Source organism: Rhodococcus sp. 114MFTsu3.1 (assembly GCF_000383555.1).
GTDB classification, from domain to species: domain Bacteria; phylum Actinomycetota; class Actinomycetes; order Mycobacteriales; family Mycobacteriaceae; genus Rhodococcoides; species Rhodococcoides fascians_E.
Genome location: NZ_KB911555.1, coordinates 119,163 through 140,488 on the forward strand (window position 1 = coordinate 119,163; position 21,326 = coordinate 140,488).

The 21,326-nt window shown below is 64.8% G+C and carries 25 protein-coding genes; 6 read left to right on the plus strand and 19 right to left on the minus strand.

Going from position 1 to position 21,326, the window contains the following annotated elements:
- Position 1: 1 nt before the first annotated feature.
- The 6 genes from H292_RS0120055 to H292_RS0120080 form a co-directional block, all read right to left on the minus strand.
- Positions 2 to 1,027: an alpha/beta fold hydrolase gene (locus tag H292_RS0120055; protein ID WP_019666550.1), complete on the minus strand. Its 1,026-nt coding sequence runs from the start codon at positions 1,025 to 1,027 to the stop codon at positions 2 to 4.
- A gap of 1 nt (position 1,028) precedes the next feature.
- Positions 1,029 to 1,808, minus strand: a complete 780-nt coding sequence (locus H292_RS0120060) for a MerR family transcriptional regulator (protein ID WP_027498944.1) — start codon at positions 1,806 to 1,808, stop codon at positions 1,029 to 1,031.
- 45 nt (positions 1,809 to 1,853) lie between these two features.
- Positions 1,854 to 2,156 (minus strand): DUF2516 family protein, encoded by a 303-nt coding sequence (locus tag H292_RS0120065; protein ID WP_019666552.1) that lies wholly within the window; start codon positions 2,154 to 2,156, stop codon positions 1,854 to 1,856.
- Between the two features lie 70 nt (positions 2,157 to 2,226).
- Positions 2,227 to 3,024, minus strand: coding sequence for a YtxH domain-containing protein (locus H292_RS0120070; protein ID WP_020112547.1), 798 nt, complete (start codon positions 3,022 to 3,024; stop codon positions 2,227 to 2,229).
- Complete coding sequence (locus H292_RS0120075) at positions 3,017 to 3,538, minus strand: helix-turn-helix domain-containing protein (protein ID WP_371828083.1); 522 nt, start codon at positions 3,536 to 3,538, stop codon at positions 3,017 to 3,019. Before H292_RS0120075 ends, H292_RS0120070 begins: the two co-directional genes overlap by 8 nt.
- A gap of 107 nt (positions 3,539 to 3,645) precedes the next feature.
- Positions 3,646 to 4,899, minus strand: a complete 1,254-nt coding sequence (locus H292_RS0120080; RefSeq protein ID WP_170947547.1) for a DUF445 domain-containing protein — start codon at positions 4,897 to 4,899, stop codon at positions 3,646 to 3,648.
- A gap of 127 nt (positions 4,900 to 5,026) precedes the next feature.
- Here H292_RS0120080 and H292_RS0120085 point away from each other — a divergent pair, with 127 nt between their 5' ends.
- The 4 genes from H292_RS0120085 to H292_RS0120100 all read left to right on the plus strand — a co-directional run bounded on the left by H292_RS0120085 (position 5,027) and on the right by H292_RS0120100 (position 8,771).
- Complete coding sequence (locus tag H292_RS0120085; protein ID WP_020112548.1) at positions 5,027 to 5,803, plus strand: TetR/AcrR family transcriptional regulator; 777 nt, start codon at positions 5,027 to 5,029, stop codon at positions 5,801 to 5,803.
- 29 nt (positions 5,804 to 5,832) lie between these two features.
- Complete coding sequence (locus H292_RS0120090; RefSeq protein ID WP_026348051.1) at positions 5,833 to 6,390, plus strand: type 1 glutamine amidotransferase domain-containing protein; 558 nt, start codon at positions 5,833 to 5,835, stop codon at positions 6,388 to 6,390.
- A gap of 8 nt (positions 6,391 to 6,398) precedes the next feature.
- Entirely contained in the window at positions 6,399 to 7,376 is a 978-nt protein-coding gene (locus H292_RS0120095; RefSeq protein ID WP_020112549.1) for an iron-siderophore ABC transporter substrate-binding protein, read from the plus strand.
- Between the two features lie 108 nt (positions 7,377 to 7,484).
- Positions 7,485 to 8,771, plus strand: coding sequence for a lipase family protein (locus tag H292_RS0120100; RefSeq protein WP_020112550.1), 1,287 nt, complete (start codon positions 7,485 to 7,487; stop codon positions 8,769 to 8,771).
- 96 nt (positions 8,772 to 8,867) lie between these two features.
- Here the strand turns inward: H292_RS0120100 and H292_RS0120105 are convergent, their stop codons facing one another.
- Positions 8,868 to 9,329 (minus strand): PPOX class F420-dependent oxidoreductase, encoded by a 462-nt coding sequence (locus H292_RS0120105; protein WP_019666560.1) that lies wholly within the window; start codon positions 9,327 to 9,329, stop codon positions 8,868 to 8,870.
- A 78-nt stretch (positions 9,330 to 9,407) separates the two neighbouring features.
- Here H292_RS0120105 and H292_RS0120110 point away from each other — a divergent pair, with 78 nt between their 5' ends.
- Positions 9,408 to 10,277, plus strand: coding sequence for a polyphosphate kinase 2 family protein (locus H292_RS0120110; RefSeq protein ID WP_019666561.1), 870 nt, complete (start codon positions 9,408 to 9,410; stop codon positions 10,275 to 10,277).
- A gap of 38 nt (positions 10,278 to 10,315) precedes the next feature.
- On the opposite strand, the gene H292_RS0120115 is transcribed toward H292_RS0120110, so the two are convergent.
- The 6 genes from H292_RS0120115 to H292_RS0120140 all read right to left on the minus strand — a co-directional run bounded on the left by H292_RS0120115 (position 10,316) and on the right by H292_RS0120140 (position 15,370).
- Positions 10,316 to 10,570 (minus strand): hypothetical protein, encoded by a 255-nt coding sequence (locus H292_RS0120115; protein ID WP_019666562.1) that lies wholly within the window; start codon positions 10,568 to 10,570, stop codon positions 10,316 to 10,318.
- Positions 10,571 to 10,674: 104 nt separating this feature from the next.
- Positions 10,675 to 11,715 carry an NAD(P)-dependent alcohol dehydrogenase gene (locus H292_RS0120120; RefSeq protein ID WP_020112551.1) on the minus strand — a complete coding sequence of 347 codons (1,041 nt, stop codon included), beginning with the start codon at positions 11,713 to 11,715 and terminating at the stop codon, positions 10,675 to 10,677.
- A gap of 120 nt (positions 11,716 to 11,835) precedes the next feature.
- Positions 11,836 to 12,111, minus strand: coding sequence for a hypothetical protein (locus tag H292_RS0120125; protein WP_020112552.1), 276 nt, complete (start codon positions 12,109 to 12,111; stop codon positions 11,836 to 11,838).
- 93 nt (positions 12,112 to 12,204) lie between these two features.
- Positions 12,205 to 13,089, minus strand: coding sequence for a 3-hydroxybutyryl-CoA dehydrogenase (locus H292_RS0120130; protein WP_019666565.1), 885 nt, complete (start codon positions 13,087 to 13,089; stop codon positions 12,205 to 12,207).
- 159 nt (positions 13,090 to 13,248) lie between these two features.
- On the minus strand, positions 13,249 to 14,538 hold the full coding sequence (gene aceA, locus H292_RS0120135) for an isocitrate lyase (protein ID WP_019666566.1): 1,290 nt from the start codon (positions 14,536 to 14,538) through the stop codon (positions 13,249 to 13,251).
- 433 nt (positions 14,539 to 14,971) lie between these two features.
- On the minus strand, positions 14,972 to 15,370 hold the full coding sequence (locus tag H292_RS0120140; RefSeq protein ID WP_019666567.1) for an SPW repeat domain-containing protein: 399 nt from the start codon (positions 15,368 to 15,370) through the stop codon (positions 14,972 to 14,974).
- A 174-nt stretch (positions 15,371 to 15,544) separates the two neighbouring features.
- On the opposite strand from H292_RS0120140, the gene ramB reads away from it, so the two are divergent.
- Entirely contained in the window at positions 15,545 to 16,957 is a 1,413-nt protein-coding gene (gene ramB / locus H292_RS0120145; RefSeq protein WP_020112553.1) for an acetate metabolism transcriptional regulator RamB, read from the plus strand.
- Positions 16,958 to 16,982: 25 nt separating this feature from the next.
- Here the strand turns inward: ramB and H292_RS0120150 are convergent, their stop codons facing one another.
- Genes H292_RS0120150 through H292_RS0120175 form a run of 6 tightly spaced genes read right to left on the minus strand, consistent with a single transcriptional unit; the run spans position 16,983 to position 21,239 of the window.
- On the minus strand, positions 16,983 to 18,113 hold the full coding sequence (locus H292_RS0120150; RefSeq protein WP_020112554.1) for an LLM class flavin-dependent oxidoreductase: 1,131 nt from the start codon (positions 18,111 to 18,113) through the stop codon (positions 16,983 to 16,985).
- Positions 18,114 to 18,129: 16 nt separating this feature from the next.
- Positions 18,130 to 18,948 (minus strand): NADPH-dependent oxidoreductase, encoded by an 819-nt coding sequence (locus tag H292_RS0120155; protein WP_019666570.1) that lies wholly within the window; start codon positions 18,946 to 18,948, stop codon positions 18,130 to 18,132.
- Positions 18,949 to 18,993: 45 nt separating this feature from the next.
- Positions 18,994 to 19,983, minus strand: coding sequence for an MBL fold metallo-hydrolase (locus tag H292_RS0120160; protein ID WP_020112555.1), 990 nt, complete (start codon positions 19,981 to 19,983; stop codon positions 18,994 to 18,996).
- Between the two features lie 22 nt (positions 19,984 to 20,005).
- On the minus strand, positions 20,006 to 20,491 hold the full coding sequence (locus H292_RS0120165) for a hypothetical protein (RefSeq protein WP_019666572.1): 486 nt from the start codon (positions 20,489 to 20,491) through the stop codon (positions 20,006 to 20,008).
- Positions 20,488 to 21,012 carry a hypothetical protein gene (locus tag H292_RS0120170; RefSeq protein ID WP_020112556.1) on the minus strand — a complete coding sequence of 175 codons (525 nt, stop codon included), beginning with the start codon at positions 21,010 to 21,012 and terminating at the stop codon, positions 20,488 to 20,490. The genes H292_RS0120165 and H292_RS0120170 overlap by 4 nt, the downstream gene beginning before the upstream one ends.
- A gap of 2 nt (positions 21,013 to 21,014) precedes the next feature.
- Positions 21,015 to 21,239 carry a helix-turn-helix transcriptional regulator gene (locus H292_RS0120175; RefSeq protein ID WP_019666574.1) on the minus strand — a complete coding sequence of 75 codons (225 nt, stop codon included), beginning with the start codon at positions 21,237 to 21,239 and terminating at the stop codon, positions 21,015 to 21,017.
- Between the last annotated feature and the right edge of the window lie 87 nt (positions 21,240 to 21,326).

The following is a 21,326-nucleotide window of genomic DNA, read 5'->3' on the forward strand; positions in this document are numbered from 1 at the left end:
TTCACAAGTTGCGCAGGCGCGCGACTTCGGCGTTGAACTCGTCGATGGCCTCGACCGAACTCATGTGGCCGATGCCGGGAATCTCGACGAGGGCGCTGAGGTGGTCGTGGGCGTCGAGCGCTTCGGCCAGTTTGCGGGCGTGCACGGGAGGCGTGAGCCGGTCCGCGGTTCCCACGAGCACGGTCGTCGGCACGTTGAGGTTCTTCAGCGCCTCGTGAATGTCGAGGTCGGTGAGTGCAGCGCCCCAGATTCCTCGGGTTCGGGGCGCACACTCGAGCACGATCTTCTCGCAGAACGCGACCTCGGCAGGCGTCGATCCCGGCGCCATCGACACGTACTTGATGGCGTGGCGGGTGACGGACGACGGTCGTAGCGGGACCGCTGATTTGAGGACCACCCGCCCGACGGGCACGGGTACCCGCGGGAATCGCTGAGGGAGCGGGATGACCGTGGTCTCACGTACCAGGCTGTCCGTGGCGGTCGAGGCGAGCAGGACTGCGCTCACCAGGCGGTCGACCTGTTCGGGGTACCGCCCCGCCCAGGCCATGATCGACATTCCGCCCATGCTGTGGCCGACGAGCACCGCCTTGTCCGATTCATCGACAGTGGCCGCGAGAACGTCCGCGAGGTCGTCGGCGAGTACGTCGGGGCCGAGCGGCCTGGTGCCGACGTCGCTGCGACCGTGGCCACGCTGGTCGTAGACGATGACCTTGTAGTTGTCCGCGAAGGCGTTGATCTGCGGTGTCCAGTAGTCCACCGAGCACGTCCAACCGTGGCTGAACACGATCGGCTGTGCGTCGGGGTCTCCGTAGATCCGCACGTGCAGTTGCGCGCCGTCGTCGGTGACGACGGGGACGGTCCGAGGAACGTGTGTCGGCTGGTGCAGCAGCTCGTCGGGTCGACTGTCCGCCGCGCGGACGAAACTGTTCGCGTGGCGATTTCTGCGGACGAGGGCACCGATGCCCGCAATCGCCGCGAGACCTCCGACTCCGAGAATCGTTGCCTCGACTGCCTTGCGTGTAACCACTTCAAGCCTCCCCTGTCTGCGACAGTGCCGCGCCTTCCGACGCAGTGTCGCCTTCCGCGCTGTACTGCGCGACCATCTCTTCCATGGTCAACGTGATTCGGTGTTCCATTGCTTCCCGGAACAGCGCTCCGACCACGCGATGCGTGAGCGGCCGGAGGTTGTCGATCAGCGTTGCCAGTTGCCCTACGGTCAGGGCATCGGTGTCGAACGGATCCTTGCCTTCGCCGACGAATTTGTCTGTGATCAACGACACAAACCTTGCGGCGACGTCATCGAGGTCCTTCTGCACCGCTTCGGTCTCGTCGAGGATGCGACCGACCGAGGTTCCCGCGTCGTGGAGCAGTGTCGCGGCGTCGAGCAGATCCGGCTGGTCGACGCGGTAGCCATCCGAGCTGCGGGCCAGTACGCCGAGGGCAACCCCCCGGTCGAGTTCGTCGTCGGTGATGCCTCGGGCGAACTTCCGGGTGATGTCCTCGCGGGTCACGCGGGTCGATTCCCGTTGCCTGCGGGCGGTGTCGTCGACGTCGTCGGCGGTCAGAACGTCCTCGATGCGGAGCCCGGACTGCGCTGCGATCAGCAGTTCGCTGATGGTTGCGAAGGTGTACCCGCGGTCGAGCATCCGGCTGATCAGCTCCAGCCGGGCGAGGTGAGACTCGCTGTACCAGCCGGTTCGTCCTTCTTTCCGCGGCGGCGGAAGCAGTCCACGGTCCTGGTAGACGCGGACGTTACGAACGCTCACCCCTGCGCGACGCGCCAGATCGTCGACCCGGTACTCCATCATCCCTAGAAGATAGGCCCACGCCCCGCGGGATCGGCGAGCGAGGATCTACCAGCGCGAGCCGCCGCGCTGGATGCTGTCGACCTTCGGTCGGACGTCGACCAGGTAGACGCAGACCGCGACGATGCCGATCAGGCCGATGAAGTTGATTCCGAACGCAAAGATGACGAGCAACGCCACGACGAGGATTCCCAGCCAGACGGGCTTGGTCAACTTGTCCACCGCGGTGAAAGCGTCGGGCCGCTGCCTGACTGCGTGGAACACCGCGTAGGCGGCGCCGGCCAGCGCGATGAAGCGCAGGACGAGAAGGATCAGTCCGGTGAGGCTGTCTACGGCTGGCACAAGGCCCATACTAACCACTCGAACTGGGCAATTCGACCCCTGCACCGCTCGGTGCAGGGGTCGACAGCCGTTCGGACGCTCAGCTGGTGGTCTTCTTGGCCGGAGCCTTCTTGGCCGGTGCCTTCTTCGCTGCGGTTGCCGGCGTCGCCTTCTTGGCGGGCGCAGCCTTCTTGATCGGAGCGTTGGCGGTGCCGCGGGTCTTGGACTCGACCTTGCCTGCCACGCCGCTCACCTTCTGCGATGCGTCGGTTGCGGCTTCCTTGGCGCCTTCGCCCGCCTCGTCGATGCCCTCGGCCAGTTCCTCGGCCGAATCGGAGATGTCGTCGGCGGTGTCGCGGACCTTGTCCGACGCGATGCCTGCGAGTGCGGCAGCGCGCTCACCGACTGCACGGGTCTGCGAGGCGACGGTGCCGAGAGCCTGCTCGGTCAGGTCGACGACGTCGTTGGCGGCGGAGTTGGCACGCTCGAGTCCTTCTTCGACGGCGGGGGTGCGGCGAATCCGCTCGACGGTCTCTTCGCCGCGCTCGGCGAGCGAGGTGTAGAGATCGGACGCGACCTTCAGGTACGCCTCGGCGACCTTGCGCAGTTCTTCCGGGGTGAAGCGCTCACGCAGATCCGCGATCTCGTCGGGGAGTTCGGCGGGAAGGTTCGCCAAGCGCTCGCGAAGGGACTCGACTCCTTCGGTGACGTCCTCGGACAGGTCGGCGATCCGTGCCCGTGCCGTGTCGACGCGATCGGTGACCTCGCTACCGCGCGTCTCGGCGCGACTGCGTACCTGCGAAACGACGTCGGCGACGGCCTGAACGACGGCATCGCCTGCGCCGACTGCGGCGTAGAGGGGGGTTTTGACGTTGTCGAAGTTCCTGGGATCAGTCATGGGAAGACTCCTGTAAGGGTGATTCGGTGTCGGTTGTCGGATCTGGTCCGGCTGCGTTCTTCTGGTCGTTCTCTCGGCGGAACGAGTCGTAGATCTCGATCAGCACGTGCTTCTGCCGTTCGGTGATCTCCGTGTCGCCGAGCAACGCGTCCCGGACTGGACCGTGTGGTCGTTCTTCCAAGAACCCGGCCCGTACGTACAAAGCTTCCGATGACACACGTAGACCCTTGGCGATCTGCGTGAGCACCTCGGCGGAGGGCTTGCGCAATCCGCGCTCGATCTGGCTGAGATACGGATTGCTCACCCCCGCCCTCGACGCGAGTTGCCGCATGGATACCTGGGCTGCCTCGCGCTGGCTACGGATGTAACTACCGATGTCCGACGCCGCGGTTGTGACGACGCTTGCGACGAGGTCGCTCGCTTCGGCCACGACGTCCGTCGCCTCGGACACCTTCGCGACTATCCCCTGGTTGTCGATCTGACTGTCGATCGGATCTTCACTGCTGGGGGTCATGGTCACCACTCGTTTCGTGTGTCTCGAACTTGTGGTCTTCGGTGTACTCGTCCGAGGCTACCCAAGGGTGCTAACTATTGCAAGCACTCTGCTAGCAGTAGTTGCCATCAGCCGAACAGCAGGTGCGACAACGTGTAGATCACCAGTCCGGCGAAGGAACCGACGACGGTGCCGTTGATACGAATGAACTGCAGATCGCGACCGACCTGTAGTTCGATCTTGCGGCTCGCCTCGTCGGCGTCCCATCGTGCGACGGTGTCGGTGATGATCGTCGTGATCTCGTCCGCGTAGTTGGACGCCACGTAGCGGGCCCCGCCGAGCAGCCATCCGTCGACCTTGGCGCGCAGTTCCTCGTCGTCGCGGATTCTCGCGCCCCAGCTCGCGACGTTCTCGCTGACCTTGCGTCGCAGGGTGCTGGACGGGTCGTCCACGGATTCGGTGATGAGCCGCTTGGCCACCTTCCACGTTGCCGCGGCGAGCCCGGTGATCTCCTCACGGCCCATGATCTGCGCTTTGAGCGACTCCGCCTTCTCGATGGTCGCGGGGTCGTTCTGCAGATCGTGGGCGTAGTCGACGAGGAACTTGTTGGCGGCCAGGCGCAGTTCGTGCTGCGGGTTGGACCGAACCTTCCAGGTGAACTCGACGAGTTCCTTGTAGATCTTCTCGCCGAGCAGGGCGTCGACGAACTTCGGCGACCACGTCGGTGAGTCACGGGACACGACGCGCTCGATGGTCTCCTCACTGCCGAGGGCCCACTGGTGTGCGCGCTCGGCCAGCATGTCGATGAGCGGTAGCTGCCGGTTCTCCTTGATCAGCTCGTCGAGCACGCGTCCGATGGGCGGCCCCCACTGTGGATCGCCGAGACGTTTGACGATGGTGCTGTCGATGATCTGGGTGATGTCCTCGTCCTTCAGGACTTCGACGGCGCCGTGCAGAATCGTCGCGGATTCCGCGGCGACACGTTCGGCGTTCTGCGGCTCGGCGAGCCACGTTCCGAGCCGCAGCGGGATCTGCGCGGACCGTACTTTCTCCGACACGACGTCGGGCGCGAGGAAGTTGCTCCCCACGAAGGATCCGAGCGAGGATCCGAGCTGATCCTTCTTCTTCCTGATGATCGCGGTGTGCGGAATCGGAATGCCGAGCGGATGCTTGAACAACGCGGTCACCGCGAACCAGTCGGCGAGCGCACCCACCATGCCCGCCTCGGACGCCGCCCTGACGTACCCGACCCACTCCCCCGCACCGCGGGATTCCTGCCAACGGCAGATCAGGTAGACCACCGTCGCGAACGCAAGGAATCCGGTCGCGACGACCTTCATCTTGCGCAGATCACGACGCTTGGTCGCGTCGTCCATCTTCATCAGTTCCACAGCGCCATTGTGCCCGCGCACGGGCGTTGCAAACGTGAGCCGCACCATGGACGACCTCTCCCAGCACGGACGCCTAAGCTGATCTGCATACGAAGGCGATGGGATACGGCGGGCACACGTGGCGAGAAATGCAACATCAGCGAACAACGACGACACCGAAGCAGCAGCCAAGGACGCAGGAGCCGGTAAGACGGAGGCCACCAAGACGGAGAAGCCGGACGGACGCAAGCGTCGCTGGCGCGACCACAAGATCGCGCGTCGGGAAGAGTTGGTCGACGGCACTCTCGCGGCGATCCGCCTGCGCGGGCGCGAGATCGGGATGGACGAGATCGCGTCGGAGATCGGTATCTCGAAGACCGTGCTGTACCGGTACTTCACCGACAAGGCGGACCTGACCAACGCGACGATGACGCGGTACGTCGAGACGACGCTCGCGCCGCGGATCTATTTCGCGATCTCGGAGGAACTGGACGAGTACCACCTCACCCGGGCGGTCATCGCGGCGTACGTGGAGACGGTTGCCACCGATCCCGAGGTCTACCTGTACGTGATGGCGAACAACGCGGGCAGCAACCGGGACGTCGTCGCGGAGTCGGAGCGCATGATCGCCGAACTGTTGGCGACGGTTCTCGGCGAGCGTCTACGCCAGCGCGAAATGGATTCCGGCGGTTCGGTGCCGTTCGCGTTCGCGATCGTCGGGGCCGTGCAACTCGCCACCCACTGGTGGATCTCGAACAAGTCGATGTCGATGGAGGACCTCATCGACTACCTCAGCATGATGACGTGGGGCGGAATTCACGGCGTCGCGATGGCCGACGGTTCCCCGGCGAAATTCAACGCGCAGCCGCATCCGCTCGTCACCCCGAAGGACGAGGAGGACCAGCGCTCGGTTTGAAACGCCGATTCGCCGGTCACCCTGGCACCATGAGCCCTTCGTTGACAGGACGCACGGTGGCCATTCTCGCTACCGACGGCGTCGAAGAAGTAGAACTGGTCCAACCTCGTGATGCGGTCCGATCCGCCGGTGGCACAACGACATTGATTTCGCTGACTCACGGGGACATTCAAGCGATGACCGGTGACGTCGACGCCTCCAACACGTTCGAGGTCGACGCTGTCGTCGCGGATGTGTCTCCCGAGGATTTCGACGCGTTGATCCTCCCCGGCGGGACCACCAACCCGGACAAGTTGAGAACCGATTCCGACGCAGTGGAATTCGTCCGCCGATTCGTGTCCTCGGGCAAGCCCGTCGCCGTCATCTGCCACGGTCCGTGGACCCTCGCGGAGGCCGACGTTCTCCAGGGCCGCACCTTGACGTCGTTCCCGAGTATCCGCACCGATCTGCGCAATGCGGGTGCGACCGTCGTCGACGAGGAAGTGGTGGTCGACGGAAATCTGATCTCGAGCCGTAACCCGGACGACCTCCCCGCCTTCTGCGCTGCACTGGTGGAACAGTTCTCGAAATCGGACACCGTAGGTTAGCGTTGCCTATGCGCACATCCCGCCTTGCTCTACTCGCCCCCGCGATCGCCGCGGTCGCGGCCCTCACGATGACCGCCTGCAGCAGCTCCGACTCGTCGGACACGGACGCCGAGGGTGCCACCGTCTCGACCATCTTCGGCGACGTCACCGTTCCCGAGAACCCGCAACGCGTGGTGGCCCTCGGTTGGTCCGACGCCGAGACCGCACTCGCGCTCGGAGTGCAGCCGGTGGGAGCCAGTGACTGGCTTGCAGTCGGCGGAGACGGACTCGGCCCGTGGGTGGAGGAGTCCTACGACACGCCACCTACCGTCCTCGGCACGTACGAGGTGGACATCGAGTCCGTGGCCGCGCTCGACCCGGACCTCATCCTGTGGACCCGCAGCACCAACGACCAAGCCACATACGACCAGTTGTCCGAACTCGCGCCGACGGTCGGGGCACCCGCCGGCACCGAGATCGCGTACGGCACCACGTGGGACGGTCAGACCGAACTGGTCGCCGAGGCACTCGGCAAGGAAGCCGAAGGCCGGACGCTCATCGACGAGACCAACGCCGCGTTCGACGCCGCAACAGCGGCCAACCCCGAGTTCGACGGCAAGAACGTCGTCGTCGGCACGCTGTACAGCGGGCAGTTGGGTGCCTACGTCGACGGCGATACTCGCGTCGAGTTCATGAAGCGGCTCGGCTTCGTCAACAAGCCGGAAATTCAGGCCCAGGCGTCGGACGGGAAGTTCGCCATCGACCTGTCCGCCGAGAACGCAGCCCAGCTCGACGCGGACCTGACCGTGATGTTCCCCATCGGCGAGACCGCCGACGCCATCGCGAACGACCCGTCGATCCAGGGTCTCCCGGTCGCCCGCGACGGGCGTCTGGTGGTTCTCGGTGACCTCGACCTCAGCAACGCCTTCTCGGCCGCCTCGGTTGCAGGTACCCGATACGCCCTCGAGAACGCTGTTCCGCTGTTCGCTGCTCCGCTGAAGGGCTGACGAACGACACTCCCGCGGCCTCGCCCCTCGACAGAAGGGCGGGGCCGCTCGTCGTTGCCCACCGAGAACGCTTTGGTTCCGCACTGCCGACCGTGGTTGGATCGACGCGTGTTCGGTTCTCGCGCTCCCCGGTTCCTGCCGGCGAAACCGACAGTGGGTCCGAAGGCCAGCGCGGCTGCGCTCGCCGTATGTGCAACCCTTGCGGCGGCGTGCAGCACCACCTCCGCCCAGCCGCACGCACCCTCACCCGCACACTCGGCCGCCCAGCCGCCCGCTTATTCGACGAGCATCCCCACCGCCACGGCCGAGACCGTCGCCGCGCGCGGAACCGTCGTGTCGAGTTCCACCACGACGCCGTTCGATCCAGCTCTGTTCCCGGCCGGCACCACCGCGGCGACTGTCGTGTACAACTCCGTGTCCGGCGTGGACGGCAGCCCGACCCAGGTGAGCGGCGCAGTGTTCGTCCCCGACGGCCCCGCCCCCGTCGGCGGGCGACCCGTCGTGGCGTACGCGCACGGAACCGTCGGCATCTCCCCCGGGTGCGCCCCGTCCGAGAAGCGAGACCTCGCCGGCGACGCCGACGTGGTGTCACGCTTCCTCGAACGCGGATACGCCGTCGCATACACGGACTACCAGGGCTTGAGCAGCACCGTCGACTCGCCGCCACACCCGTATCTGGAACCTCGGACCGCAGCCTTCGACGTCATCGACTCCGTCCGCGCCGCCCGCAACCTCGACCCGCGCCTGTCGACACGATGGGTCGCCGTCGGCTGGTCCCAGGGTGGTCAAGCAGCGTGGGCTGCAAACGAATTCGACGACGTGTACGGGGACGGACTCGACCTGCGCGGCGCCGCAGTCCTGTCTCCAGCACTGGACATCTCGCCCGGAATCATCGAAGCCCAGAGCTCGGGAACATCAGGCGAAGCAGATGGCCAGCGGGCGGTGTACCCACTGATCGTCGAAGGCGCCGCCCGGGTCGACCCGTCCATCGACCCCGCCGACCACCTGCACGGTGCCCTCACCGGCAACCTCGACCAACTCGTCGGATGCAACACCGCGAGCAGCGAAGCACAAGCCGCCGCAGCCGCCGACGTCCAGCCAGGTGACACCACCGCATCGACTCCGGCAGCCGCCGAACAACTGACTCGCCGCATGCAGGAGTACTCGCTGCCACGCGCAGCATCACCCGCACCGATCCTCGCCGTCTACGGCTCCGAGGACACCGTGGTGAAACCCGCCTGGACCGAATCCGCGCTCGGGCGAGCCTGCAGCCTCGGCGACACCCTGCTGGCCGTCCGCCTCGAAGGCCAAGGTCACGACGTCGACCCCGGCACCCTCGTCGAAACCTGGGTCGACGACCGCTTCACCGGCGGCCCCGCGCCCAGCAACTGCTGAGCCGTCACATACTCCCGTGCGGGCTTGTCACATTCTTGCCGGAGGGCTTGTCACATTCTCCCGGGCGGGCTTGTCACATTCTTCCCGGAGGGCTTGTCACATTCTTCCCGGAGGGAAGCCACCTTCGGCGACGGGGCCCCAGGATTCGATCGTGATGCGTATCAACGACTTTCCCTGCTTCACCATTGCCTCGCGGTACTCGTCCCAATCGGAATGCTCCCCGGCGATGCTGCGAAAGTACTCGACGAGCGGTTCGACGGCGTCCGGCACGTCGAGGATTTCAGCGGTTCCGTCGATCTGGACGTAGGCGTCGTTCCATTCGTCGGAATGAACGCAGACGGTGACGGCGGAGTTCCGCCGGATGTTGGCCACCTTGGCGCGTTCGGGGTACGACGCGATGACGATGCGGCCCTCGGAGTCGACGCCGGATGTCACCGGCGAAACCTGCAGGCCACCATCACGTTTGTGCGTGATGAGCGTGGAATGATGACGTGGGCGGACGAAGTCGAGCAGTTGTTCACGTGCGACGGATTCGGCAGTTGCCAGTTTCGGAGCCATGCCTCCAGGTTAGCCGCGCCGCGCGACGCCATCTCGGTTCTCGGCGGGTGGGGTCCCCGCTGCTACTAGGGTCCAATCATGGCAAAGCATTCGAAGAAGAGCGGCAACCTGTGGTCGACACCTGCGGCCGACATCCTCCGTGCGACCGACGAGACATCCGTCGCGGACCTGGACTGCTCACTGACTCCGGGTTTCGAGGGCAGCAAGACCGACGGGCAGGCGCTGCTCGCAGAGCGCGGCGAGGTGCTGTCGGCGTTGCAGGAGAAGCTGTACGCCAACGGCCGGACCGGTGACCTGCGCTCGATCCTGCTGGTACTTCAGGGCATGGACACCGCAGGTAAAGGCGGCATGGTGCGACATGTCATCGGAATGGTCGACCCGCAGGGCGTCGACCTGGCGTCGTTCGGAGTTCCGACGCAGGAGGAGAAGCAGCATCACTACCTGTGGCGCATCCGAAACGCCCTGCCGCGCGGTGGACGGATCGGTGTCTTCGACCGCTCGCACTACGAGGATGTGCTGGTCGTCGCCGTCCACGACCTTGTTCCGCGTCAGGTCTGGGAACCGCGGTTCGACGAGATCAACGCGTTCGAGAAGGAGTTGGTCGACGGCGGCACGCACATCGTGAAGGTTGCGTTGTTCGTTTCTCCGGAGGAGCAGCGAACCAGGTTGCAGGAGAGGTTGGATCGGCCGGACAAGCACTGGAAGTACAACCCGGGCGACGTCACCGAGCGCGGCTTTCTGCCGCAGTACCGCACCGCGTATCAGCGGGTCATCGACAGGACCAACACGGACTACGCGCCGTGGCACGTCATTCAGGCCGATCGGAAGTGGTACGCACGCTTGGCGGTGACCGAGCTGCTGATCGATGCACTGCAGAAGCTCGACCTCGAGTGGCCCGAAGCCGATTTCGACGTCGAGGTGGAGAAGCAGCGTCTCGCGGACAGCTAGCGACGGACCTCTCCGACGAGGTCAGGCGTCCGACCAGGTCAGGAGTCGGGGTGCCCTGTGCCGCCGACGAGACCCATCGCCGACGCCATTGCGACGACGCACACGCAACCGGCGATGACGGCGACGGTGCCGAGACCGTTGAAGGCCGACAGTGCGAACAGGACGAGCGCGAGCACACCGACGGTGACCAGTGCATACCGCGCGGCGCCGGGGTGGGCGCCGACCAGTGCGTGGCCGGCTGAGCTGTGCCCGGCTGCGGCCATCTTGCCGTGACGGCTGGAGGAAGTCTTCATGAAAGTGTCCTTTCCTTGCGGAGAACATCTTCCGACCCGACTTCGACGTTACGCCTGTGGGCGGCAGGTAGCGCCCGTCGCTACCCGCCGCCCACAGGAGTGGATCAGAAGGTGTTGGCGTCGATGACGAAGCGGTATCGAACGTCGCTCTTCAGGACGCGCTCGTAGGCTTCGTTGATCTTGTCGGCCGGGATGGTCTCGATTTCGGCACCGATGTGGTGTTCGGCGCAGAAGTCGAGCATTTCCTGGGTCTGCGCGATGCCACCGACCATCGAGCCTGCGAGGCTGCGACGGTTCGCAGCGAGCGTGAATCCGCGAACCTTGATGGGCTCCGACGGCAGTCCGAGGATGACGAGCGAGCCGTTGATCGCGAGCAGCGACATGTGCTTGTCCATGTCGATCTCGGCGGAGACGGTGTTGATGATCAGGTCGAACTCGCCGCGCAGCTTCTTGAACGTCTCCTTGTCGGAGGTCGCGTAGTAGTGGTCGGCTCCGAGGCGCTTGCCGTCCTCTTCCTTGCTCAGGGTCTGGCTCAGCACGGTGACCTCGGCTCCGAGGGCGTGGGCGATCTTGACGCCGACGTGACCGAGTCCGCCCATTCCGATGATGGCGACCTTCTTGCCCGGGCCTGCACCCCAGTGCTTGAGCGGCGAGTACAGCGTGATGCCCGCACACAGCAGCGGTGCGGCGACATCGAGTTCGATGCCCTCGGGGATGGACAGCACGAAGCCCTCGGTCACGACGATGTGCGTCGAGTAACCGCCCTGGGTGATCGACCCGTCGGCCTGCTTGGAGTTGTAGGTCTGGGTGACGCCCTTGAAGCAGTACTGCTCCTCGCCTGCCAGGCAGGCGTCGCACTCGCCGCACGAGTCGACGAAACAGCCGACGCCGACGCGGTCGCCGACCTTGTGCTTGGTGACGCCGGAGCCGACCTCGGCAACGATGCCTGCGATTTCGTGTCCCGGGACGACCGGGTAGGTGGTGCCGCCCCACTCGTTGCGGGCGGTGTGGATGTCGGAGTGGCAGATGCCGGCGAACTTGACCTCGATGAGGACGTCCTTGGGCCCTAGCTCGCGGCGGTCGATCGTCACCTTCTCGAGGGGTGCGTCGGGGGCTGTCGCTGTGTACGCGGTAGCTGAAGTCATAACTACATTGCTACCTACGCATCGGTAGCTTGGCAAACAGCCTTGGCGCGTTCGAGCAGGTGAAGGCGCCGCGAGCAGGGAATTCCCGATCGGCGGGAGGCGTTCGCTACATTCTCGGCGTCAGCTGTTGCGAGCGATGTTGTATCCGAGCCAGCCGACGTAGGCACCGAGGCCGAGCAGGCCGATCTTGCGTGTCTTCGGGTACGCGATGGCGGCTCCGACGACCAGTTCGGTTGCACCGTTGCGCGTGATCCAGTCGCGGGTGTCCTTCGGGAACGGCAGTTTGGTGATGGGCTCGAATGCCTCGGGAACCACGAAGTGCGCTGCGCCCGTCGCGGCCAGTCCGATACCGAACGCCTTCGGCAACACTCCACCGGACTTTTTCGACTTGCTCATCGCTCTCCCCTGCCGTCGTCTGGCGCGCCGTGTGCGCACCACCAAGTTACTGCGGTCGGGAGTGGAAATGTATCCCGACACCTACATTTTCACTCACGAAGGCTCTTTCACTACCCGGCCGTTCTCGTACCGATAGAACCCTGCGCCTGTGCGTTTGCCGGTCGAACCCGATTCGACCATCCGAAGAAGCAACGGCGGGGCGGCGAAGAGTGGTTCGCCGAACTCGGCGTACATGGAATCGGCGATGGACTTGACCGTGTCGAGTCCGATCAGATCCGCGAGCGCAAGCGGCCCCATCGGATGCGCGAGACCGAGCACCGTCGCCTTGTCGATGTCTTCCTTGGAGGCAAATCCGGACTCGACCATCCGAACCGCGGAGAGCAGGTAAGGAATGAGAAGTGCATTGACCACGAACCCGGATCTGTCCGCCGAGCGGACGACCTGCTTGCCGAGTACGTCGCCGGCGAACTTCTCGGCGCGTTCGGCCACTGCGTCACTGGTTTTCACGGTGGTGACCAGCTCGACGAGAGGCAGAACCGGCACCGGATTGAAGAAGTGCAGCCCGACGACTCGGTCGGGCGAGGCCGTCGCGACACCGAGTTTCATGATCGGGATCGACGACGTGTTCGACGCGAGGACCGCGCCGGGGTCCGTCACCACTGCGTCCAGACGGGCGAAGATGTCGGACTTGATGTCCTCGTCCTCGGTGACGGCTTCCACGACGAGCTCTCGATCCGCGAAGTCGTCGAGATCGGTCGTGAAGCGTAGTGCGCACGCTGCCTGTTCGCGTTCGCGTTCGGTGATCTTGCCGCTGCTGACGCCACGGTCCAACGATCGCAGGACGCGCGTGCGTCCTGCGGTCGTCAGCTCGCGAGTGTGCTCGTAGACCAGAACGTCGAGGTGTGCCCGGGCGCAGACTTCTGCAATCCCGGCCCCCATCTGGCCGGCGCCGACAATCCCCACCCTCTCGACCGGCACGGCGGACTCCTTCGATGCGTACACGACAACAGCTGTAAGCGAGGTGGGGTAACTCCGGCCGGGTACCCCTAGAACCCGGGCGATACAGATCAGGCGGCCCGCAGCGAAACGCTGGGGCCGCCTGACTGATGTGCTGTGTATCCGGGGAGGCGGGCTAGCTCAGTGGAACTGGCCCTCTTCGGTGGATCCCTTCAGCGCTGCGGTCGAGGTGTTGGGGTCGACCGTGGTGGCGATGGAGTCGAAGTAGCCTGCGCCGACCTCACGCTGGTGCTTGATGGCGGTGAAGCCACGCTCTGCTGCAGCCTTGAACTCGCGCTCCTGCAGGTCGACGAACGCGGTCATGCCTTCGCGGGCGTAGCCGTGTGCCAGGTCGAACATGCCGTAGTTGAGCGAGTGGAAGCCCGCGAGGGTGATGAACTGGAACTTGAAGCCCATTGCTCCGAGCTCACGCTGGAACTTCGCGATGGTCGCGTCGTCCAGGTGCTGCTTCCAGTTGAAGGACGGCGAGCAGTTGTACGCCAGGAGCTGGTCCGGGAACTCGGAGCGAACCGACTCGGCGAAGTGCTTGGCGACCTCGAGGTCCGGCACGCCGGTCTCCATCCAGATGAGGTCTGCGTACGGCGCGTATGCCTTGGCGCGCGCGATGCAGGGCTCGACACCGTTCTTGATGCCGTAGAAGCCTTCTGCCGTGCGGGTGCCGTCGAGGAACGGCTGATCGCGCTCGTCCACGTCGGACGTCAGAAGCGTTGCGGCCTCGGCGTCGGTGCGGGCGATGACGACGGTCGGAACGTCCGCGACGTCGGCGGCGAGGCGAGCCGAGGTCAGGGTGCGGATGTGCTGCTGGGTGGGGATGAGCACCTTGCCACCGAGGTGGCCGCACTTCTTCTCCGAGGCGAGCTGGTCTTCCCAGTGCGATCCGGCGACGCCGGCCGCGATCATGGCCTTCTGCAGCTCGTAGACGTTGAGGGCACCACCGAAGCCGGCTTCGCCGTCGGCGACGATCGGAGCGAGCCAGTTGTCGACGGTGGTGTCACCCTCGACGCGGGCGATCTCGTCGGCGCGCAGCAGTGCGTTGTTGATGCGACGAACGACCTGCGGCACCGAGTTGGCCGGGTACAGGCTCTGGTCGGGGTAGGTGTGTCCGGACAGGTTGGCGTCGCCTGCGACCTGCCAGCCGGAGAGGTAGATGGCCTTGAGGCCTGCGCGGACCTGCTGAACGGCCTGGTTACCGGTCAGTGCGCCGAGCGAGTTGATGTAGTCCTCGTTGTTGACGAGGTCCCAAAGAATTTCGGAGCCGCGGCGAGCAAGGGTTGCTTCCTCGACGACGGAGCCTTGCAGCTTGGAAACCTGCTCGGCGGTGTAGTTGCGCGTCACGCCCTTCCAGCGAGGGTTGGTGTCCCAATCCTTCTGGATTTCTTCTGTAGTTTTCGGGGTGCCGGTGGTCGACATCTCAGCTCCAGTCTCTATCGGATGTGCGATACGGCCGACTCGGTGCTCGAATTCTTCACATCGTTGCCAGGCCGTGCGGGTGTTCTTCCAAAGAGTGGCACACCCAAAAAGGGCCGTCCACCTGTTACAAGTGCCAATCTTGGTTAGGTTTCAATCAAGCCTTGCTAACTTTGCGAAGATCGCCGTCGGATCACACCCGCCCGATCGGACGGCTTTGCTACTCGCCAGTAGGACGAAAGCGCAGTTCATGAACGCAATTTACGAAAACCGTCCGGCCGTTCCAACCGGACGAACGTACTGTTTTCATGAAACCGTCTGAATCGAGCCAGAAGGCAGGCACTGTGACCAGTATCACATACCACGATCGGAGCCTCCGACGACGAAAGCAGCCTCGGCACAGTGCCGAGGCTGCTTCCGGTGAGAGAGGGACGTGTCAGCTGCGCACCCGCACGCGTTCGGGCGACGACGCCACGAGCACACTCGGCCGGATGTCGCTACGACCGGTGGCCACGCCGAGAACGCCCATGGCCGCGATGACGACGCCCCCGACGAGCGCGAACAGGTCTGCTGTCACGAGGCCTGCAGGGAACGCCAAAACCACGGGCGACAGGGCGAGAGCCGCGCCGAGCACGACGTGCGCCCAGTGACTCGACCTCGAGGCCGCGGACATCGCCCACAGCGCGGTGCCTGCGGCGAGCAGACCGAGAATCAGAATGGCCCCGGACACGCCGGTGTCACCGTCGACCGGAAGCCAGATGGTCGACGCCACCAGAACGGTGCCTGCTACGAGTACGACGGCGTCGCGGACGAGTTCACGAAGATTGTCGGACATGATGGGCCTCCCTCTTAATTACTTATGCGAACCAACACCTATGGGTATACGCCTCCCAGCGCCCGGTTGTTCCGCTCGACCCCGAATTGTGATCCATAGACCATCCGGAACTGCACGTGCGCACCGATCGGTGAAGCCTGTTAACGCCATTCTTCGCAGGCGTAACCTGAGCGCATGCCCAAGACGTTCGTCGGCGTGCGCCTGCGTCAACTACGCACGGAACGCAAGATGAGTCAGGTAGCTCTGGCCGGACAGCTCGAGATCTCCGCGAGCTACCTCAACCAGATCGAACACGACGTGCGGCCTCTCACCGTCCCGGTCCTGCTGCGGATTTCCGAGGTGTTCGGCGTCGACACGTCGTTCTTCTCGTCCGAGGACGACACCAGGCTGGTGGCCGAGCTGCGCGAAGTCGCGCTGGATCAGGACATGGGCATCGTCGCCGACGCGCACGAGATCGCGCAGATGGTGTCTTCCCATCCGCAGTTGGCGCGAGCGATGGTCAACATGCATCGTCGGTATCGCAACACCACCGCTCAGCTCGCCGCGGCGACCGAGGAGCGGTTCGCCGACGGTAGCGGCAGCGGGTCGATCAGCAAGCCGCACGAGGAGGTACGTGACTACTTCTATCAGCGACAGAACTATCTGCATGAATTGGACACAGCGGCAGAGGAATTGACGTCGCGGATCCGCTTCCATCGGGCCGACGTCGGTAACGAGATCGCCAAACGCCTACGCACGGTGCACGAGGTGCAGATCGTCAATCGGATCGATCTGGGCGAGAACGTTCTGCACCGGTTCGACCCGAAGACTCGGCTGCTGGAGATCTCGCCCCACCTGTCCGGCGGGCAGCGGGTCTTCAAGTTCGCGGCAGAATTGGCCTACCTGGAGTGCGCGGACCTGCTCGAGCAGATGGTCGAGGAGGGAGGCTTCACGTCCGAGGCGTCCAAGAAGCTCGCGAAGCTGGGGTTCGCCAACTACTTCGCCGCCGCGACCGTTCTGCCGTATCACCAGTTCCACGACATAGCCGAGGATTTCCGCTACGACGTGGAACGGTTGTCGGCCTTCTTCTCGGTGAGCTTCGAGACGATATGCCATCGCTTGTCGACACTGCAGCGGCCGAAGCTCCGCGGAGTTCCGTTCTCCTTCGTCCGCGTCGACCGCGCCGGGAACATGTCGAAACGACAGTCGGCGACGGGGTTTCATTTCTCGTCGAGTGGCGGAACGTGCCCGCTGTGGAACGTGTACGAGACGTTCGCCTACCCCGGCAAGATCATGACTCAGATCGCGGAGATGCCCGACGGGCGCAGTTACCTGTGGATCGCTCGGACCGTCGAGCGGCGCGCGGCGCGGTACGGCCAACCGGGCAAGACCTTCGCCATCGGACTCGGGTGCGAACTCCGCCATGCGGGCCGATTGGTCTACGCGGACGGGCTGGATCTACACGGGTCGTCGGTCGCCACGCCCATCGGAGCAGGCTGCCGTGTCTGCGAGCGGGCGAACTGCCCTCAACGCGCCTTCCCTCCCCTGGGCAAGGACCTGGACATAGACGAGCATCGAAGCTCCGTGTCTCCCTACCTCGTTCGCTGAGCGGCGTCGCCGCACTCGCAGCGGGTCAGGAGGCAGTGAATCCCTTGGCTCGGTCGGCGTCGAACGGACTCCACAGTGTCGTGGACAGTTCCTTCTTCACCAGAGGGATCACTTCCTCCGCGAAGCGGCGAAGCGTGTCCTTCTGCTGCTCGAAGTCCAGGACATGATTCACCGACACCGACTGCAGATCGTGCCCGTAACTGTCGTGGTAGTCGAGAATCTTCTCCGCAACCCTGTCCGGGGATCCCACCAGTGCCGGGCCGCGCTCGACAGCATCCTCGATGGTCCGGAAACTCGTCACCTTCCCCTTCGCGGCCGGGTCTTGATTGCCACCGAGGTCACTCCGCAAGCTACGCTCCAGCCGCTTGTCCTGCTGGGCCACGAACCCTTCGTAGATCGGGCGGAACTCGTCGGTCGCCTGTTCGGTGGTGTCGGCGAGGAACAGCCCACCGGAACCCGATCCGACGTAGAGCTTCTCCGGGTCGTGGCCGTGCGCGAGGTACTGCTCCCGGTATCGATCGATGAGAACCTTGTAGTTCTCTCGCGGCTGCAGAGCGTTGGCGGTGACGATGGGATCTCCCCACTTCGCGGCCAGGTCCACCGCCTCCACCGACGTCGCGGATCCGTGCCAGATTCGAAACGGCCCGTCGAACGGCCGTGGAAGGGTGGTCGCGTCGACGAGTGGGTGCCGGTGCGTCCCGTTCCAGTCGACGTGCTCTTCACGAACGAGCCGCCGAAGCAGCTCGTAGTTCTCGGTGAGGTACTCGTACTGCTTGGAGATGTCGAGGCCGAACAGTGGGTACTGCAGTGCTTCGTTGCCTTTACCGATGACGGGTTCGAATCGTCCGCGGCTGAGTTGGTCGATCGTCGCGAAGTCCTCGGCGACACGGATCGGATCGAGGACGGCGACGACGGATACTCCGGTCGACAGCAGGATCCGGTCGGTCGCGTGGGCGATGGCACCGAGAATCACCGTCGGCGACGAGGACAGGACGTCCCCGGCGTGACGTTCTCCGACGGAGAAGGAATCGAAGCCGAGTTCTTCGGCGAGAACTGCCGTTTCGACGACGCGACCCAGCCTGTCCGACGGATGGACGACCTCCCCGGTCACCGGGTGCGGTGGGTTGAAGATGATGTCCAGAATCTGAAATCGCACGTCGAATGTCTTTCTGTTATTTGGAGAGCAAGCCGCGGGCGGAGAGTGAATCCCGAATGGTGTCGCGCCCTTTCAGCGATGTCGCGTCGCGCAGCCGCGCGAGCACGGCGGTGGTCCATGCCGTCGTGCGCCCCTGTTCGCGGTTGTACTCCCCCAGTCGTTCGTCGTAGACGTCGATGCCGGAGTCGGCCGTCTCGGCGTCGTAGACGTCGTGATGGAGAACCGACGCCAGCGGCAGTCGAGGCTTGATACCGGGACCGGTGCCGTCGGTGGCGACAGCGGAGCGGCCGACGGACAGCCCGAACACCGGGAACGCCGCGGGAGGCAGGTCGAGCTCGTCGGAGATCTCTTCGGGCGCGTTGCGGACGGCTCCCACGTACACCGTCCCCCAACCGAGTGACTCCGCGGCGACGACGGCGTTCTGCGCGGCCAATGCTGCGTCGATCGCGCCCAGGAGCGTCGAGTCCAGGTAGTCGGCACCCTCCGACGGCACACCCCGGCGTTCGGCCAGGCGCCGGACACGGCCCAGGTCGGCGAGGAAAACCAGGAACACCGGAGCTTGGGCAATGAAGGCCTGGTCACCTGCCAGCGTCGCGATCCGTGCCTTGCGCTCCGGATCACGGACGGCGACGACGCTCCAGGCCTGCAGGTTGGACGACGTCGGCGCGGACTGTGCTGCTGCGACGATGGTCTCGATGGTGGCGGTGTCGATCGGGTCCGAGGTGAAACTGCGCACCGAGCGATGGGAGAGCAGCACCTCCAGCGTCTCGTTCCGGTGCGCGAGCTCGCGTAGGTCCGGGTCGCGGTAGCGCTGAAATACTGGAGCAGGAGTCACTCGGACGATGATTGCCGCGTCGGTGCAGCGTGCACAGTGTTGGACTCAGCGTGATTCTATTGCCCGCAGCAGCGCCCCTGCGTCGGCGAACGCTCGTGCGCGGCGCAGCAGGGTCGGCGGGGCTGCAGGCTCGCCCTTCCACAGGCGGTAGAGGGTGGACATGGTGAGCACGAGCCGTTCGGGCGAGCCCCACGCCTGATACGGCTGAAAGTCCCTCGACTGCATCATGTTTCGTGCCGCATGCGCATACTCGACACCGGCGTCGAAGTGTTGGCGGCCGGCGTCGTCGACCCAGGTCCAGTACTCGCGGACCGCGCGGATCTCGTCGGCACCGCACAGTGGTCCGTGACCGGGCACGTACACGGCGGCGTCGAGCGCCAGTAGATGATCGAGTGCGTCGATCCAGTTGGACAAGGGGCCGTGCCACAGGATGGGCGTCGAACCGATGAACAGTAGGTCACCGCTGAACACGACACCGACGTCGGGCACGTGGGCGATCAGGTCTCCCGCCGTGTGCGCGGGCCCCAGATATCTGAGTTGTACGGCTCTGGTTCCGACGTCGATCCGTTCCGTCACGTCGAAAGTGTGATTCGGTAGCCGCGGCGAGGTACGGGGAAAGGTCGCCCCGCCCCGCACACGGTCCATGTAAGTCCCGGTTGCTCCGACCGGCCCGGGCAACCGGCCCGCCAGTGCCCCCAACGACGCGAACAGGTGCACGCCCGACGGGGGCGTCTCCTCCTTCATCGCATGCAACGACGCTGCGCTCGTGATGATTCTGGCGTCCGACGGAACCGTGTCGTTGCCCCACCAATGGTCGCCGTCCGAGTGCGTGTTGACCACGTCGGCGACCGGTGATCGTCGTGTGAGAGAACGATTCTCGGATGCGATGGCGTCGGCCCTGCCCGTGTCCCAGACGGTGTCGATCACCATCGACGCCGCACCGTCGTCGACGATCAGGCCGGTGTTCGTCTGGCCCCAGCCTCCAGGCGTCCACAGGTGGGCCCAGGTGCCGTCGGCGATCTGCTGTGCGTTCATGCACTCGACCCTAGCTACCGGGTCACTGGTCCGCCTCGGCTTCGAAGCGGGCGTTGCGACGACGCATCCACCACACCCCGAGTCCGACGACTCCGCCGCCGACGACGGCTCCGACGACACCGCCTGCCCAGGAACTCGCATCGGAGAACGTGTTCGGTTGCAACCTGATCAACGCCCCGACGTATCCGATGATCAGCACCACCGCGACGACGAGTCCGCGCACCCGGTTGATCTTGGACGCGGTGTACAGGTTGACCTTCCGCGCCGCCGAGTAACCGATGGTCAGGACGTTGATCACGGTGAGGGTGACGAGGATGCCGAGGCCGACCCATGCCCCGGTGGTGCCTGCCACCCACGGCAACACCGCGGCAGAGACGAGCGAGGCCCACTGGAAGAGCTGAAACCCTATGGCCGACGCTTCGTTCCACACATCACGCTGACGTTCGTCGTCGTAGAACTCGTCGTCCAGATCGCCGACGAATCGAAGTGCTTTCACGAACGCGTTCATATCTGCTCCTTCGTCAGTTCCTGCAGCTCGGTTGCTTCGGCAGCAGCTTCGGCCTCGCGGTCGAGTCGACGCTTGCGAACGAGGCCGTGCACCCCGCACCCGACACCGACGCACGCTCCGATGGCCATACCGACGAACACGGCTGCACCTCCTGCGCTCAGGTACTCGGAAGCCAGGGTGATCATCGCGCCGAACGCCGCGATCAGGTACACGCCGGTGCACAGGTAGATCCTTGGGCGAGCCAGTGATTGGGAGGTGTACATGTCGAGGCCTCGGGCCTTCGCGTACATCAGAACCATCGACGACACCGTGAAGAACACGGCCAGCACGCCGAGCGTGATCCAACTGCCGGTCACGCCTGCCACCCACGGGAGAACGGATCCGGCGATCAGCAGAGTCCAGACGAACAGCTGAAACCCTATGGCCGAGGCCTCGTTCCACACATCGCGCTGACGTTCGTCGTCGTAGAATTCGTCGTCGAGATCGCCGATGTACTGCATCGCCGCTGTGAAGGTGCTCATCTCTACTCCGTTTCGAAGAGTGTTTCGACGGTCGTTCCCAGTGCTCGCGCCAGCTTGATCGCGAGGTAGACGCTCGGGGCGTAATCGCCGCCCTCGACCGAAACGATGCTCTGCCTGCTGACTCCGCAGATCTTGCCCAGCTCGGCCTGGGTGAGCCGCGCCGCTTTGCGGTGCTCGCGCACCGAGTTGATCTTCAGCGCGTCGGTGGTCTTCGCCGCGTCTCTCATAGGTAAAAGTCAAGCGGACTTGTCACTGGATGTCAACCCTGCTTGTCATTTCGGTCGACGGCCGGTTGTTTACACCCGCGTAATCCG

What these genes read in the sequence shown, in the direction of transcription:
- H292_RS0120110 (WP_019666561.1), top strand. Translation starts at nt 9,408, where the DNA reads ATGGCAAAGCATTCGAAGAAGAGCGGCAACCTGTGGTCGACACCTGCG.
- H292_RS0120160 (WP_020112555.1), bottom strand. Translation starts at nt 19,983, where the DNA reads ATGAACGCACAGCAGATCGCCGACGGCACCTGGGCCCACCTGTGGACG.
- H292_RS0120125 (WP_020112552.1), bottom strand. Translation starts at nt 12,111, where the DNA reads ATGAGCAAGTCGAAAAAGTCCGGTGGAGTGTTGCCGAAGGCGTTCGGT.
- H292_RS0120065 (WP_019666552.1), bottom strand. Translation starts at nt 2,156, where the DNA reads ATGGGCCTTGTGCCAGCCGTAGACAGCCTCACCGGACTGATCCTTCTC.
- H292_RS0120090 (WP_026348051.1), top strand. Translation starts at nt 5,833, where the DNA reads ATGAGCCCTTCGTTGACAGGACGCACGGTGGCCATTCTCGCTACCGAC.
- H292_RS0120165 (WP_019666572.1), bottom strand. Translation starts at nt 20,491, where the DNA reads ATGAACGCGTTCGTGAAAGCACTTCGATTCGTCGGCGATCTGGACGAC.
- aceA (WP_019666566.1), bottom strand. Translation starts at nt 14,538, where the DNA reads ATGTCGACCACCGGCACCCCGAAAACTACAGAAGAAATCCAGAAGGAT.
- H292_RS0120170 (WP_020112556.1), bottom strand. Translation starts at nt 21,012, where the DNA reads ATGAGCACCTTCACAGCGGCGATGCAGTACATCGGCGATCTCGACGAC.
- H292_RS0120115 (WP_019666562.1), bottom strand. Translation starts at nt 10,570, where the DNA reads ATGAAGACTTCCTCCAGCCGTCACGGCAAGATGGCCGCAGCCGGGCAC.
- H292_RS0120075 (WP_371828083.1), bottom strand. Translation starts at nt 3,538, where the DNA reads ATGACCCCCAGCAGTGAAGATCCGATCGACAGTCAGATCGACAACCAG.
- H292_RS0120060 (WP_027498944.1), bottom strand. Translation starts at nt 1,808, where the DNA reads ATGATGGAGTACCGGGTCGACGATCTGGCGCGTCGCGCAGGGGTGAGC.
- H292_RS0120105 (WP_019666560.1), bottom strand. Translation starts at nt 9,329, where the DNA reads ATGGCTCCGAAACTGGCAACTGCCGAATCCGTCGCACGTGAACAACTG.
- H292_RS0120120 (WP_020112551.1), bottom strand. Translation starts at nt 11,715, where the DNA reads ATGACTTCAGCTACCGCGTACACAGCGACAGCCCCCGACGCACCCCTC.
- H292_RS0120095 (WP_020112549.1), top strand. Translation starts at nt 6,399, where the DNA reads ATGCGCACATCCCGCCTTGCTCTACTCGCCCCCGCGATCGCCGCGGTC.
- H292_RS0120175 (WP_019666574.1), bottom strand. Translation starts at nt 21,239, where the DNA reads ATGAGAGACGCGGCGAAGACCACCGACGCGCTGAAGATCAACTCGGTG.
- H292_RS0120140 (WP_019666567.1), bottom strand. Translation starts at nt 15,370, where the DNA reads ATGTCCGACAATCTTCGTGAACTCGTCCGCGACGCCGTCGTACTCGTA.
- H292_RS0120070 (WP_020112547.1), bottom strand. Translation starts at nt 3,024, where the DNA reads ATGACTGATCCCAGGAACTTCGACAACGTCAAAACCCCCCTCTACGCC.
- H292_RS0120080 (WP_170947547.1), bottom strand. Translation starts at nt 4,899, where the DNA reads ATGAAGATGGACGACGCGACCAAGCGTCGTGATCTGCGCAAGATGAAG.
- ramB (WP_020112553.1), top strand. Translation starts at nt 15,545, where the DNA reads ATGCCCAAGACGTTCGTCGGCGTGCGCCTGCGTCAACTACGCACGGAA.